General features: G+C 43.4%; 12 protein-coding genes. 6 read left to right on the top strand and 6 right to left on the bottom strand.

The annotated features are described in order from the left end of the window. Nucleotides 1-11 precede the first annotated feature (11 nt). Nucleotides 12-908 carry a GLPGLI family protein gene (locus CGB83_RS03045; RefSeq protein WP_100074462.1) on the top strand — a complete coding sequence of 299 codons (897 nt, stop codon included), beginning with the start codon at nt 12-14 and terminating at the stop codon, nt 906-908. A 93-nt stretch (nt 909-1,001) separates the two neighbouring features. Continuing rightward, complete coding sequence (locus tag CGB83_RS03040) at nt 1,002-1,562, top strand: sugar O-acetyltransferase (protein ID WP_100074461.1); 561 nt, start codon at nt 1,002-1,004, stop codon at nt 1,560-1,562. 57 nt (nt 1,563-1,619) lie between these two features. Here the strand turns inward: CGB83_RS03040 and fsa are convergent, their stop codons facing one another. Both fsa and CGB83_RS03030 read right to left on the bottom strand, forming a co-directional pair. Continuing rightward, nucleotides 1,620-2,273 carry a fructose-6-phosphate aldolase gene (gene fsa, locus CGB83_RS03035; protein ID WP_100074460.1) on the bottom strand — a complete coding sequence of 218 codons (654 nt, stop codon included), beginning with the start codon at nt 2,271-2,273 and terminating at the stop codon, nt 1,620-1,622. Nucleotides 2,274-2,453: 180 nt separating this feature from the next. After that, nucleotides 2,454-3,020 (bottom strand): hypothetical protein, encoded by a 567-nt coding sequence (locus CGB83_RS03030; RefSeq protein WP_100074459.1) that lies wholly within the window; start codon nt 3,018-3,020, stop codon nt 2,454-2,456. Between the two features lie 182 nt (nt 3,021-3,202). Here CGB83_RS03030 and pepE point away from each other — a divergent pair, with 182 nt between their 5' ends. The 3 genes from pepE (at nt 3,203) to CGB83_RS03015 (ending at nt 6,539) form a co-directional block, all read left to right on the top strand. Next, a complete protein-coding gene (pepE, locus tag CGB83_RS03025; protein ID WP_100074458.1) occupies nt 3,203-3,895 on the top strand; it encodes a dipeptidase PepE in 693 nt (230 codons plus the stop codon). A gap of 107 nt (nt 3,896-4,002) precedes the next feature. Then, complete coding sequence (dacB, locus tag CGB83_RS03020; RefSeq protein ID WP_100074457.1) at nt 4,003-5,376, top strand: D-alanyl-D-alanine carboxypeptidase/D-alanyl-D-alanine endopeptidase; 1,374 nt, start codon at nt 4,003-4,005, stop codon at nt 5,374-5,376. A gap of 8 nt (nt 5,377-5,384) precedes the next feature. After that, nucleotides 5,385-6,539 carry a sensor histidine kinase gene (locus tag CGB83_RS03015; RefSeq protein ID WP_100074456.1) on the top strand — a complete coding sequence of 385 codons (1,155 nt, stop codon included), beginning with the start codon at nt 5,385-5,387 and terminating at the stop codon, nt 6,537-6,539. Between the two features lie 59 nt (nt 6,540-6,598). On the opposite strand, the gene CGB83_RS03010 is transcribed toward CGB83_RS03015, so the two are convergent. The 4 genes from CGB83_RS03010 to CGB83_RS02995 form a co-directional block, all read right to left on the bottom strand. Continuing rightward, complete coding sequence (locus CGB83_RS03010) at nt 6,599-8,455, bottom strand: M61 family metallopeptidase (RefSeq protein ID WP_100074455.1); 1,857 nt, start codon at nt 8,453-8,455, stop codon at nt 6,599-6,601. Between the two features lie 171 nt (nt 8,456-8,626). Further along, a complete protein-coding gene (locus CGB83_RS03005) occupies nt 8,627-10,255 on the bottom strand; it encodes a M1 family metallopeptidase (protein WP_100074454.1) in 1,629 nt (542 codons plus the stop codon). A gap of 137 nt (nt 10,256-10,392) precedes the next feature. Continuing rightward, on the bottom strand, nt 10,393-11,220 hold the full coding sequence (tatC, locus tag CGB83_RS03000) for a twin-arginine translocase subunit TatC (protein WP_172954674.1): 828 nt from the start codon (nt 11,218-11,220) through the stop codon (nt 10,393-10,395). Nucleotides 11,221-11,366: 146 nt separating this feature from the next. Next, nucleotides 11,367-12,326: a KpsF/GutQ family sugar-phosphate isomerase gene (locus tag CGB83_RS02995; protein ID WP_100077472.1), complete on the bottom strand. Its 960-nt coding sequence runs from the start codon at nt 12,324-12,326 to the stop codon at nt 11,367-11,369. A gap of 158 nt (nt 12,327-12,484) precedes the next feature. Here CGB83_RS02995 and recQ point away from each other — a divergent pair, with 158 nt between their 5' ends. Further along, nucleotides 12,485-14,689 (top strand): DNA helicase RecQ, encoded by a 2,205-nt coding sequence (gene recQ / locus CGB83_RS02990; RefSeq protein WP_100074453.1) that lies wholly within the window; start codon nt 12,485-12,487, stop codon nt 14,687-14,689. Nucleotides 14,690-14,728 lie beyond the last annotated feature (39 nt).

Raw genomic sequence — 14,728 nt, 5'->3', positions numbered from 1 at the left:
TCCATACACTCATGAAAAACACAGTTCTGCTGTTTGTTGTATTCAGCGCATTTGTTCAGGCACAGACCAACCGGTTCTTTTACGAATACAAGTTTATCCCCGATGTCAACAACAAAGATGATGTAAAAAAAGAAATGATGCAGCTGGATATCACTCCCAAAGGCTCCAGCTATTACAGCTATGACAAATTTATCTCAGATTCTACCATTGTCGCTGATGTTGAAAAACAGACTAAATCAGGATCGGGAAACATTCAAATCAACAGGCATGATAAACCCGGCCAGATAAATTATAAGGTAGTCAAGGACTATCCCGATTTCAGGACTTACCTGTCAACCAAAATATCTACGGACCAGTATAAAGTGAAAGAAGACCAGAAACTTGTCTGGAAGATCCTTCCCGACAAGCAGAAAATAGGAGAATATATGGCACAGAAGGCCACCACATCCTATGGCGGAAGAGACTGGATAGCCTGGTTCACTGCCGAGATCCCTTTTCAGGATGGCCCTTATAAATTTTACGGGTTGCCGGGACTGATCGTAAAGATGGAAGACACCACCGGTTCCCATATCATGACACTGGTCGGGAATAAGAAAATACAAAATCCTTCATCGGACGCGGAATTCAAGCTGCCTGCCGGAATGGTGATGCTTGGAGTGGGCGGAAAAGAGATCGAGGTTACCGAAGACCAGTTCAGAAAAGTATGGAAAGCTTATGTGAATGATCCTTCAAAGAATATGAGGCAGATGATGGCGGGTAACGGTGACATGAAAATGACGTTCAAATTCAAAGATGCCAGCGGAAAAGAAATTTCCGATCCCAACCAGGTATTGCGGGCAATGGAGAAGAGTACCAAAGAGAGGCTGGCCAAGGATAATAATCCTATAGAACCGGATTTATACCGTTAATACAGGTATTTTAATATGAAACAGGCAGATTATTTCCGCCTGTTTTTTTATCTTTAGTCATCAGAACACCCATTAATATTGAATTACCTTGTTATGACAGAAAAAGAAAAATGTGCACAAGGGTTGCTGTACAATGCCAATTATGATCCGGAACTGATTAAGGAACGTATGGCTTGCAAAGACCTGTGCCTGGAATACAACCAATTGAAAAATACGGATACGGAAGGACGGAGCCGGCTGATTAAGGCGATTATTCCAGATTCAAAAACCAACATCTGCATTGAACCTTCTTTTTGGTGCGACTACGGATACAATATCAGGCTCGGAGAAAATTTTTATGCCAACCATAACCTGGTGATCCTGGATTGTGCTGAAGTCAGCTTCGGGGATAATGCATTTATAGGACCCAACTGCAGCTTTTATACCGCAGGGCATCCTCTGGATGCAAAGCAGCGTAATGAAGGGCTGGAATACGCCCGTCCGATCAAAGTCGGGGATAATGTTTGGTTCGGAGGGAATGTGGTCGTACTTCCCGGGATTACCATAGGCAATAATGCAGTCATTGGTGCCGGCAGCGTGGTAACAAAGGATATTCCTGATCATGCCGTAGCCGTAGGCAATCCCTGCAAAGTGGTCAAGATGATTGAGCCATAAAAAAAGATTCCGGCGAAACGAAGTTTCGCCGGAATCTTTTTTTATCTTGCTATAAAATTAAGCCAGTTTCTGTGAATCTGCAATAAACTGAGCCAGCCCGCTTTCTGTTAAAGGATGCTTCAGAAGGCTCAAGATCGGAGGCAGTGGTGACGTGATCACGTCCGCACCAATCTTCGCACAGTCGATGATGTGCATTGAATGACGGATAGAAGCTGCTAAAATTTCCGTTTCGTACATATAGTTATCGAAAATAAGTCGGATTTCCTGGATCAGGTTCAGTCCGTCTGTAGAAATATCATCCAGTCTTCCTAAGAACGGAGAAACATAGGTGGCTCCTGCTTTGGCAGCAAGAAGTGCCTGTCCCGGAGAGAAAATCAGCGTACAGTTGGTTTTGATCCCTTTATCGGAAAAATATTTTAATGCTTTGATCCCGTCTTTGATCATTGGGATCTTTACAACAATATTCGGATGGATAGCAGCCAGTTCGTCACCTTCCTTGATCATTTCTTCATAAGTCGTCGAAAGAACTTCCGCAGAAATATCACCATCTACGATTTCGCAGATTGCTTTATAATGATTTTTAATCGCTTCAGCACCCTGAATACCTTCTTTCGCCATAAGCGATGGGTTAGTGGTTACTCCGTCAAGGATTCCAAGGTCTTTAGCCTCTCTGATTTGCTCTAAGTTAGCAGTGTCAATAAAAAATTTCATTCGTTCTATTAGATTTATTGGTGCAAAGATAAACATTCCTTCCTGAGTGGGAAATTAATTTGCGAAAGCTTTACGCCTAATTTCCATCTACAGCCGGTAAAATCTAAGCTCTCAAATTAAAGTTGATGAGGATAGAATACGTTAAAACAAAGAGATCCGGAGCTTTCCGGATCTCTTTGTTTATGAATTTAAAGCTTTGCTGAGCTTTAAGGCATCCTGATTGGAAGGATCGTATTGTAAGGATTTGGCGATATGCTCTTTAGCCTTATCTTTATTGCTCTGCTGTTCGGTAAAGGCCAGGTAAAAATAAGCATAGGCTAAATTTTTCTTATTCTGTTCTACCTCTCCGGGCTTCACAGTTGCAATATACTTTTCGTAAGCGATTTTTGCATTGGCATCGTCCTTGGCAGACTGATAGGCATATGCCTGGCTATAGTATGACGGTGCCCAGTCGGGTAAGATGGCTGATATCTTTTTCCAGGTATCAATGGCATTGGTCCAGTCTGATGCATCCTGATATGCAGTAGCCAGTTTTGCCATGGATTCCATATCTTTCGGGTTGGCTTCGATTTTCTTTTTCAGATCATCGATTCCGGAACCAGCCGGGGTTTGCTGTACCGCAGCAGTGGTGTTCGTGGCTGCAGCAGCAGTATCTGTCTGTGTATTCTGTGCCTGTGCAAAAAATGCACCTCCGGTTAGCATGAGTCCTAATAAAAGGTTTTTGCTGTTCATTCTATTCATTTTCATAATTCCTATATTTTTAAAACTTGATTAAAGGTAACCAATAAAAATCCTATTAAAAAAATTAAATTTAGAACCCTTAAGCTTTTTTAGAAAATATTAACGGGTTGACATATTTTTTTATATTAATTTTTGATTCATGCCGATCCTGGCTATCTTTGTGAGGCAATCTAATGCAATTACACTATATGAATATCATACTGGCATCAACCTCTACTTTATACGGAGGCTCTTATCTGGAATATTTACGGGAAGAATTAACTGATCTCTACACCGGGATTGATGAACTTGTATTCATCCCGTTTGCCAGGCCCGGCGGGATTTCCCATGACGACTATACGGCAAAAGCCAGGGCGTTTTTTGAAACCCTGAATATAAAAGTTAAGGGACTGCACGAATTTGAAGACATGAAACAGGCTGTCGATCATGCCCTGGCTTTTTTTACCGGAGGCGGAAATACTTTCCTGCTGGTTAAAACCCTTCATGAAGAGGGCCTGATGAAGCTTCTTAAGCAAAACATAGAAAGCGGGAAGCCGTATCTCGGCTGCAGTGCCGGAAGCAATATCGGGGGACAGAATATGAAAACGACGAATGATATGCCAATCGTATATCCGTCGAGCTTCGACTGTATGGGGCTGGTTCCCTTTAACCTCAACCCTCATTACCTGGATCCGGATCCGGGATTAAAGCACAATGGTGAGACCCGGGAAACCAGAATCCGGGAGTTCCTTACCCAAAATAACCTTAAGGTGGTAGGATTGCGTGAAGGCAACTGGATCAGGAGAAAAGGAAATACGATAACGGTTGAAGGAAGTGAACTGACACGGATTTTCGAACCCGGAAAAGAACCCTATGAAATAGGTCCGGGAAGTGAATTGTAAATCTTATATCTTTATATAATGCAGTCATCTGTAGTCATGGATATGCCATTTCTGTCTTTTAATTTTTATTACATTTGGATGAAAGCATAATTTAATCTGAAATTTTCATGAAGAAGACTTTTATAGTCCTGATGTGTTCTGCACAGGCCGTTTTTGCCCAGGATACCGCACAGAAGCTTGAGAAAGCCACCATGAGCCTGATGGATTCTCCGGCCGCAGTTTCATCCGGCCTGTCATTCTATGTCTCCGATGAAAGCGGAAACAAAGTCTATGAGTATAACGGGAACCGCGGGCTTTCCACCGCCTCCACACAGAAGATTTTTACGGCAGCGGCCGCCCTGGAAATATTAGGCAGCAATTACACCTATACGACAACGGTCAGCCATTCCGGGAAGATTGCCAATCAGGTGCTCAATGGGAATCTCTTTGTGAGCTCCAACGGAGATCCTACCTTAGGAAGCTGGCGGTATGACGGCTATAAGCCGGAACAGTTCAAGAAGAAGCTGATTGAAGCCCTTCATAATTCAGGAATCACCAAAATTACCGGTGACCTGATCATTGATGATTCTTACTTTGATCATCAGACCATTCCGGGCGGATGGCCATGGGATGACCTCGGGAATTATTACGGCGCCGGCGTATGGGGAATCAACTGGCGCGAAAACCAGTTTGATATCAACATCAAAGGAACTGAGTTCAGAAGTTTTTCTTACCCGCTTGAAGGCGTCAGGTGGCTTAATGACCTGAAGGCCGACGGAAATTCAGACCACAGCCTTATTTTTACTGCGCCGCATTCCGATGTGGCACTGATCAACGGGACATTACCTGCCGCAAAAACGGTGACCGTATCAGGGGCAACACCGGACCCTCCGTTGCAACTGGGTGTGGAGATCAGGCAGTGGCTAAAGGAGTCGGGGATTGAATATTCAGGAAAGGTTAAAACAGTTTCCCGCATGGAGGCGGATGGCGAAACAATACCATCGGATGAGAAAAAACACATCGTTTTCACGTATCAATCACCACCTTTAAAAAATATTATTTACTGGTTCCTGCGTAAAAGTATCAATTTATACGGAGAAACGCTGATCAAGACACTGGCAAAGGAGAAAACCGGTAATCCTTCTTTTAAAAGCGGCGTAGCGTATCTTAAGGAATTCTGGAGGTCCAAAGGGATCAACGGGAATATGATTAATTTTGCAGACGGCAGTGGTCTCTCTCCGCAAAACTACGTTTCTGCCAAAGCAGAAGTGCAGGCCCTGCTGTATGCTAAAAAACAGCCCTGGTTTGAAGCCTATTACGACGGGTTCCCGGTTCAGGACAACGGAATGAAAATGAAAAGCGGCACCATGCGAGATACCAAATCCTACGCAGGCTATCAGACAGCAGGTGACGGAAAGAAATATGTGTTTTCCATTATTATCAATAATTACCAGGGCAGCGGCAGTACCGAACTCCAGAAAATCCTGAATGTATTAAAATAAAAAATGTTTTGAGAAAATCCATTTTAGCACGGTTAAATAACTGGATCATTTTTTCCCTGATGACGGTCGTGGTAGTTACTATTGTCATCGCCTCAACCATCCTGTTCAATTTCCTCAGGAAAGAAGAAATCAAAAGGGTGGATATTCTGGTAAGCGCCCTGAAATTTCAGCAGGAGGTAACCACGCCAAGCCTGGAAATCCAGTCGCTAATCCTGCAGATCTACAGTTCAAATACCACTATTCCGGTCATTATCCTCGATAAAGAGGACCAGATTATCGATTCTAAAAATATTCCCCGGGAAATTGAAAATGACCCTAAGGAGATTATCCTGATGGCCAAACAGATGGCGCAGCATTATCCGCCTATCGAACTGAAATTTCCCAACCAGAATAATCAGTTTGTGTATTATGATAACTCCAGGTTACTGAACAACCTTAGGTATTCCCCATATATCCTGGGATTTTTTATCTTAAGCTATTTCCTTTTTTCTTTCTGGTTCCTGAGGACGATTAAAAAGACTGATGAAGGTTATCTTTGGGCAGGCCTTGCCAAGGAAACCGCCCATCAGATCGGGACACCTTTATCTTCTATGATCGGATGGATCGAGATCATGAAACTGGAACATCCGGATTCCGAAGGGGTCTATGAAATCGAAAAAGATATTGAAAGGCTCCGGACCATCTCGGAAAGGTTTTCCAAAATCGGCTCTGTTCCCGAACTTAACGACAGGAATTTCAATACCACCATACAGGACAATTACGATTACCTGAAAACCAGGATTTCAAGAAAAGTTAATTTCAGCCTTCAGCTTCCGGCTTATGACATCCAGGTGCCACATAATAAAATCCTAATGAGCTGGGTGATTGAAAACCTGGTAAAAAATGCAGTAGATGCCATGAAAGGAGAAGGAACACTGATCATGTCCGTATTTGAGAAGAATAAAAATATCCTGGTTGAAGTGAAAGATACCGGAACCGGCATGACCAAAAGGCAGGCATCCAATGCTTTCAAACCGGGGTATTCTACCAAGAAAAGGGGATGGGGACTGGGCCTTTCACTAGCAAAAAGAGTGGTACAGGAATACCACAACGGCGATATCAGGATTGCCCATACGGAGGTGGGAAAAGGGACAACATTCAGGATTACCATCAGGAAATCATAAAAAAACAAAAAGCAGGGATCATTTCCCTGCTTTTATATGTATATGGATATCGGGTCCGGTTATTTCTTACCGGTCAGCCACTGATCGCGCAGCTTCTGCTCTTCCGGACTAGGGGTTTCTTTCCATTCCAGCGTTTCCATCGTCAGCTTATCTAAGATGGCTTTTCCTTTCAGTTCAATTTTATCCGTCTTATCACCGTTCTTTCTTAAAACAGTTACCGTAACCGGCTGTCCTTCCTTGATCGTCTTGGAATAATTGATGAACTCCTGTACATTCTGGATATTCACAGTTTTACCGTCCAGCGCAAGGACCTCATCCGTAATCTTAAACCCGATACTCTTTGAGAAAGGGGAGAGCGGTGAATTCTCATCGAAAATAAACGTCTTGTTCTTTTCGTTATATCCCGTTTGGTTAGGATCCTTGATAAACCAGAATACCGGCGGAGTTTCCTGCTTTTTTACCTCTACACCTACCATGCTGAGGTATTGCTGGTAAGGCGTAGGCTGGTTGCCTGCAATATATTTGTTATAAAAATCCTTCACCTGCGGATACCCGGTAATGGTTACCAGCTCGTCAATCAGTTTGTCATCCTTGAAAGGCTTGTTTTCACCGAAACGCTGGGATAATTTACGGATCATATCCCGGTAGCCCATTTCGCCATTGGAAAGTTTCCTGAGCTCGATATCCATGCACATGGCCAGAAGCGCTCCTTTTTCATATACATTCCTGTACTGGTCTTTATAAGGCTCTTTCAGGATATTTTTGCTCATGACCGTAAACGGCATGGTGTCATCATAGTTCTTGGAGTTCGTGATCTTCTCATTCATCCTTTTCAGGAACTCATTCTTATCGATCAGTCCTTCCTGTATCTGGAACAGGTTGGCGAAATATTCCGTTCCTCCTTCATACATCCACAGGTGCTGCGACATTTTAGGATTGGCATAATCAAAATAATGGATTTCCTCAGAATGGGTCTTCAGCGGATTTACGGTATGGAAAAACTCATGGGATACCACGTCGGTAAGTGTCTTGTCGATCATGTCTTTCGGCATCATTTCCGGCAATACAACGCTGGTAGACTCATGATGCTCCAATGCTCCGAAACCTTTGATCTGAGGACCCTGCGGACCTGCCAGATACAGCATGATCGCATATTTTTTGTTGGTGTTCATGTCGCCCAGGAATTTTTTCTGCGCAACCACCATTTTTTCCAGGTTGTCTTTGAAATCTGCGGCTTTATACGTTCCCGAAGGCGAATAGATACCCAGGACAAGATCCATTCCCCCTGCATTGAAGGTAATATAATCCGGTTTGGTATACATCAGCGGAGAGTCCGTTACTTTCGCATAGTTGGCCAGCGTATAAGTATCGGTAGCATCAGATTTATCTTGGTCAACCAGAGCAGTGGTTCCGTAGAAATCGGCGGGCTTCTGAATCACCAGCTGGTAAGGTACATCCTGCATATTGTCAATATACCCGATAAACCCATGGGTATTGATCAGGTATACTTTCCCTTCCTCGATGTCCGTTCCGGACGGTGAGAAAACCGCTTTATGCTTGGAGGCATCCATTTCGTCATCAAAACTGTCATTCACCAGATATGTAACCTTGTTCAGGGCCTGTGCATTTTTCAGGGCATAAGTATTGTCATCGACTTTTGTATAGGTAAGCTCTTTTCCTTTACGGTCATAAAACTTAATTCCCTCGATAAACCTTCCGTAATCATCTTCCGAATACGTTCCGGGAACCGTTTTAGGGAAATGGAACTTGACATCCCCGGTTTTCATGGCAGGAAACTCCATGGTCACGGCCACTTTGTCATCCTTTACGTTCACAAGGTCTATGGTCGTCTTTACAGACTGTGCATGGGCCCAGAAAGCGGCCAGTATACCTGCACTCAGTGCTAATTTTTTCATTGAGATTACATTTATTGAGTAAGTTGGTTAAATTATATTTTTGTTACAGAAAGAATATTAAAGTTTTCTTAATTTTGATCATCAAACATCAATAAAGGTCACCTATTTGCCGGTATTGATGAAAAAAAGAAAGCAAATCCTGTAACGGATCGACTTTAAATAACCAGTCGGCTACTGAACTTTTTTATAGTTGATATAGTAGTTTTTATTGAAGCTTACGGGTGTTCCGCTGTTGAGTTTCACGGTCTGCCAGTTTTCAGTAGGGTTGATTGTCTCTCCGGACTCTGTCCTTATCGGGAGCCTGAAATTTTTAATGGCATTCGTGTACCGGAATGTCAGTGCTTCTCCTTTCTGCGAATATTCCAGGACAGGAATTTTGGTCGTTCTCAGGTATTGGCTGAATACCGTAGAAAAATCAATACCCGACTTTTTAGAGATGTATTGCTCTACCTGCTGTGTGCTTACGGTCTGGTGATAGAAATCCTTATTCAGCCCCCTTAAGATCTGCCTGAATTTTTCATCATCATTAATAACCTGGCGGATGGTATGGATCATGCTTGCGCCTTTGGGATACATATCTCCGCTGCCTTCATTCCGCACACCGTATTTACCGATAATCGGAGTATCGTTCTGAATAAGTTTCCTGATTCCCAACGCATAGGCTTCTGCTGACTTTTTATCCATATACCGTTCGGTAAACAGAACTTCAGAATAATTCGTAAAGCTTTCATGGATCCACATATCCGCCTGGTCTTTTGCCGTTATATTGTTGGCAAACCATTCGTGCCCGCTTTCATGGATGATGATGAAATCCCAGTTAAGCCCGACTCCCGTTCCCGAAAGATCCCTTCCTAAGTATCCGTTTTGATATCCGTTTCCATATCCTACGTTGCTCTGGTGTTCCATGCCGAGATAAGGGGTTTCCACCAATTTGTAGGAATCCTCATAAAAAGGATAGGGGCCGAACCAGTATTCAAAAGCGGAAAGCATCGGTTGTACCTGCCGGAACTGTTTTTTAGCCTTGTCAATATTATAGTCGAGTACCCAGTAATCCAGGTCCAGCTTGCCTTTCTCGCCTTTAAAGGTATCCTTGAAGTTGGTATATTTACCAATGCTCGGGATGATGGAATACGCATTGATCGGGTTTTTCACTTCCCAGGTATAGATAGTTTTATCGCCATCTGTTTTCGTACTGGTCAGCCTGCCGTTTCCTACACCTATTAGGCCTTTCGGGGCAATAATTTTCATAATCATGCCCTGGTCCGGCTCATCGCTCCAGATATCTTTGGTAGGAAGCCAGACGGAAGCACCGATACCTTCGTCGGCAACGCTCATCCACGGATTTCCCTTTTCATCCCTGGTGAATACCCATCCGCCGTCCCAAGGCGGCATTTTGGCAATCCTGGGATTTCCGGAATACTGTACAGTAATGGTATATTGTTCCCCTTTTTTGAAGGTTTTTTTAGCGGTAATAAAAATAAAGTCACCATCCTGTTTATATTCCATCGGGAATGAGGCTTCAACCTTATCGGCCTTCATTGGCTGCTGGAGGTCGATCTGAAAGACAGGATTGGCAATGTCCTTAGTAATCTGCAAGCTGATTATATTGTTACCCCTGATGCTTTTGGCTTCAAAATCAGGTTCAACGGACAGGTCATACTTTTTAACGTCCCAGAAATCACGGAATTTTGTATTTGATCCTTTTAGGGTATCCTGTCGGGTAAAGACCTTGTTTTTTTCGGACAATTGCCCGAAGGCGAGTCCTGAAATTAAAACAAGCGTAAAAGTCAGCTTTTTCATTGCAATTAAATAATACAACCAAAAATATAAAATTAATTCATGTAATCTCGTTTTGCCAAGAGGAAATACCGGCATCAGGATGCAATAAAAAATCCCGCAGGTGCCTGCGGGATCTGTTTTAATTCTGATCTGATCAGTTATTCTTGTACAGCCGGTAGATTGGCAGCTGCTTTCTGGAGCTTTTTATGCGTATAGGCACACATCATAATGCTGAATTCATAGAGGATGATCAGCGGCAGTGCTGCCATGATCATGCTTAAAACATCTGCAGGGGTAATGATTGCTGCTACGACCATGATCAGTACGATCGCATGGCGACGGTAGGTTTTCATGAATGTCGGTGTCAGAATGCCTAATGTAGTCAGGAAGTATATCAGTACCGGGAAAAGGAAGATAATGCCCATCCCCAAGATAACCTGTAAAAACAATGTGGTATAATCACTCAGGTCATACAGTGGAACAATGATATCCGAAATCTTGAAAATTACCCCGAAATTCACGGCAAACGGCAGGATCAGGAAATATCCGCATAATACACCGACCATAAAAAGAATCCATACGGAATTGATGATGAATATAGAATTTTTTCTTTCTTTAGGATGCAGGGCAGGGCTTATGAACCTCCATAATTCCCATACAATATATGGGAAAGCCGCCACGATACCTCCGAAGATAGATACGGCCATCATCACATTGAACTGCTGGTAAAGCCTCTGTACACGCACAGGGAAATCTTTCGGCAGATGGATGCTGTCTTCACCCAGAATCATTCTGGAGAAATGATTGACTACCCTGAACGTAGGGAAGTCATTACGCGTAGGACCGAAAAAGATATGGTCCATGATCCAGTTGATATTGAAACCAATAACAAACGCAGCAACCACAATTGCCAGGATTGAACGGATCAGATGACCCCTTAGTTCCCCGATATGCCCCCAAAAAGACATTTCTTTTCCCTCACTCACAGAATACAATTTTTAAGACCCAAATGTATGAAAAAAAGTTCTTATTAAGCAGCACGTTGCGCACGATATCACAGAAAAAAGGCCAGCTATGTTAATGATTGTATTCACCGATGGTGTACCGTGGTCCGGAACTGCTTGTTTCGTGCTTAATTGATGCCTTCGTCCAGTAATTTATGGAGATCGATGATCCCGAAATATTTTCCGTTTTCCGTTACCACAAGCTGTCCGATGTTGTTGTCTTTAAGAATCCTGAGGGCTTCACGCGCAAGCGCATCTTTTTCAATGGTCTTAGGATTCTGCGACATAATTTCCCTGGCCGTGATGGTGGAAAGGTCTTCGCCTTTCATCAGCATCCTTCTAAGGTCCCCATCGGTAATCACACCAATAATTTCATCTTCCCGGGTGACCACGGTAATTCCGTGCCTTGAGCCACTGATAGAAATAATGACATCCCTGATGGATGCCGTTTCGGCAACCTGTGGTTTCTGGGAAGAAAGGAAATCGCTCACTCTGGCCAAGAGGTTCTTGCCGAGGCTTCCGCCCGGATGGAATTTGGCGAAATCATGGGCTTTGAAGCCGTTAAGCTCCATCAGTACGATCGCCAGCGCATCGCCTAATGCCATCTGTAAAGTGGTGGAGCTTGTAGGGGCCAGCTGGTTCGGGCAGGCTTCTGTGTCCACATGCGTATCCAGGATCACTTCGGAAAATTCAGCAAGCTTGCTGTTCCTGTTGCCGGTCATGCCGATCAGGGCTGAAGAATAATTTTTAAGGTAAGGCAGCAGATTGATGATTTCAGGTGAATTCCCTGAATTGGAAATGCAGAGTACGACATCGCTCTTCTGGATTACACCCAAATCTCCGTGAATGGCTTCGGAAGCATGCAGGAACTGGGATGGAGTACCGGTAGAATTAAGGGTAGCGACGATTTTATTAGCCACATGGGCCGACTTTCCGATGCCTACAATGATGAGTTTCCCCTGTGCGGACCGGATGATGTCAACGGCTTTTACAAATTCGTCATCCAGCCTGTTCTTTAATTTCTGAAGTTCTGAGATTTCTATGTCCAGGGTATTTTTCGCTATTGAGATAATGCCGTCTTTTTCCATTTTCATACGTTTGGGTATATAAAAATTCCAGTAAAAAATGTTATAACATTAAAAGGAAATTTTATATAAATTTTATTTTTTATAAATTCGTTCGCTTTTATTTTAGACAAAAATTTATTAACTTTGGAATAGATGCAAATTTAGCAATAGAAAATTAGATGAACGCAAAAAAAGCCAATTTATCCGGCGAGCTGAAGAAATATTTCGGTTTTTCAACTTTCAAGGGTCAGCAGGAGCAAATCATAGAAAACCTTTTGGATGGAAACGATATATTTGTTCTCATGCCTACAGGCGGAGGTAAATCATTATGCTATCAATTGCCGGCGTTAATTTCAGAAGGCACCGCTATTGTGGTATCGCCCCTCATCGCATTGATGAAGAACCAGGTGGATGCTGTTAACGGGCTTTCATCTGAAGAAGGGGTTGCCCATGTACTGAATTCATCATTAAACAAAACTCAGACCAAACAGGTTTTTGACGATATTAAAAAAGGAAAAACGAAACTTTTGTACGTTGCCCCTGAATCTCTGATCAAAGAAGATTACCTTGATTTTCTGAAGGAAGTGAAAATTTCCTTCTTCGCTATTGATGAAGCACACTGTATCTCTGAATGGGGGCACGACTTCCGTCCGGAGTACAGGAACCTTAAAACGATCATCGACAGGATTGCCGATGTGCCTGTCATTGCCCTTACGGCAACCGCTACGCCTAAAGTCCAGGACGATATCCAGAAAACTTTAGGCATGACCAATGCACAGGTGTTCAAAGAAAGCTTTAACCGTCCCAATCTGTATTATGAAGTACGGCCGAAAGTAAATGTCGATAAAGAAATTGTCAGGTTTATCAATCAGCATAAAGGGAAATCCGGAATTGTATATTGCCTCAGCCGGAGAAAGGTGGAAGAATTTGCCCAGCTTCTCCAGGTGAACGGCATCAATGCCCTTCCGTATCATGCAGGACTTGACCAAAAGATGCGGGTAACCAATCAGGATAAGTTCCTGATGGAAGAAGTGGACGTTATTGTGGCTACCATTGCCTTCGGTATGGGAATTGATAAACCGGATGTACGGTTTGTGATCCATTACGACTTCCCGAAATCCCTGGAAAGTTATTACCAGGAAACCGGACGTGCCGGAAGGGACGGCGGAGAAGGCTATTGCCTTGCTTTTTATGATCCCAAGGATATCGAAAAGCTGGAAAAATTCCTGGCCCAGAAACCCGTTTCGGAAAGGGAAATCGGACTCCAGCTGCTGAACGAAGTGGTAGGGTATGCGGAAACTTCCATGAGCAGGAGGCAGTACATCCTGTATTATTTCGGGGAAAACTTTGATCCGGTCAATGGAGACGGAGCAAGGATGTGTGATAACGTATCCAATCCTCCAAAACTCAAAGACGCTACTTCCGATCTCGAAAAGGTGCTTGAACTGATCCGGGATACCGGCGAGAAGTTCAAATCAAAAGACCTTATTTCCGTCATCGTAGGAAAAGAGACCGCCGTGACGAAATCGTACAAACTGGAACAGCATTCCCAGTTCGGATTCGGAAAGGACGAAAAGGACAATTACTGGAAAACCATATTGCGCCAGGCAACCGTGCAGGGATTCCTTTTAAAGGATATTGAAACCTACGGCGTGCTGAAAATCTCAGATAAAGGCAGGCAGGTAATTGATCATAAGAACAAAGAAACATTCCTGATTGCAGAAGACCGTGAGTTTGACCTGAACCAGACCCGTGCCGAGAGTGAACAGACCCAGATGCAGGCCGGAGGAGGGCTGGATCAGAACCTGTTCAGCCAGCTTAAGGAACTGAGGAAAAAAGTAGCTAAAAAATACGGGATTCCGCCTTATACGGTTTTTATGGACCCGAGCCTGGAAGACATGACCGTACAGTATCCGGTAAACCTGGAAGAAATTAACAAAATTTACGGGGTAGGCGAAGGAAAAGCTAAGAAGTACGGAAAAGAATTTGCCGATTTTATTAAAGCCTATGTCGAAGAAAATAACATAGAACGTACCCAGGACATGGTGCTGAAGCAGGTGGCCAATAAATCCAGCCATAAGGTTTTCATTATCCAGAGTACCGATAAAAAGATCGATCTTGAAGATATTGCCCGGGCTAAAAACCTTTCGATGGACGAACTCCTGAAAGAAATGGAACGTATTGTCTACCAGGGAACCAAACTGAATATCGATTATTATATCGAGGATAATTTTGATGAGGATATCGTGGACGGGTTCATGGAATTCATGAACGAATCTGAAAGTGACAGCATGAAAGTGCTGCTTGACGAGTTTGGCGATGAACTGTCTGATGAGGAAGTGAGGATGCTCAGGATTAAGTTCATCAGTGATGTAGCAAACTAATTTAAAACAGAACCTATTCCTTCCCGGAAGGTTTTTATA

This window comes from Chryseobacterium camelliae (genome assembly GCF_002770595.1).
GTDB classification, from domain to species: domain Bacteria; phylum Bacteroidota; class Bacteroidia; order Flavobacteriales; family Weeksellaceae; genus Chryseobacterium; species Chryseobacterium camelliae.
The sequence above is the reverse complement of the archived record's forward strand: the minus strand, read 5'-3'. Positions and strand labels throughout refer to the sequence as shown.

Bases quoted from the DNA above. Each gene is read 5' to 3' on its own strand.
- recQ (WP_100074453.1), top strand. From the start codon at position 12,485: ATGAACGCAAAAAAAGCCAATTTATCCGGCGAGCTGAAGAAATATTTC.
- CGB83_RS02995 (WP_100077472.1), bottom strand. From the start codon at position 12,326: ATGGAAAAAGACGGCATTATCTCAATAGCGAAAAATACCCTGGACATA.
- CGB83_RS03045 (WP_100074462.1), top strand. From the start codon at position 12: ATGAAAAACACAGTTCTGCTGTTTGTTGTATTCAGCGCATTTGTTCAG.
- CGB83_RS03010 (WP_100074455.1), bottom strand. From the start codon at position 8,455: ATGAAAAAATTAGCACTGAGTGCAGGTATACTGGCCGCTTTCTGGGCC.
- pepE (WP_100074458.1), top strand. From the start codon at position 3,203: ATGAATATCATACTGGCATCAACCTCTACTTTATACGGAGGCTCTTAT.
- CGB83_RS03040 (WP_100074461.1), top strand. From the start codon at position 1,002: ATGACAGAAAAAGAAAAATGTGCACAAGGGTTGCTGTACAATGCCAAT.
- CGB83_RS03030 (WP_100074459.1), bottom strand. From the start codon at position 3,020: ATGAAAATGAATAGAATGAACAGCAAAAACCTTTTATTAGGACTCATG.
- dacB (WP_100074457.1), top strand. From the start codon at position 4,003: ATGAAGAAGACTTTTATAGTCCTGATGTGTTCTGCACAGGCCGTTTTT.
- fsa (WP_100074460.1), bottom strand. From the start codon at position 2,273: ATGAAATTTTTTATTGACACTGCTAACTTAGAGCAAATCAGAGAGGCT.
- CGB83_RS03005 (WP_100074454.1), bottom strand. From the start codon at position 10,255: ATGAAAAAGCTGACTTTTACGCTTGTTTTAATTTCAGGACTCGCCTTC.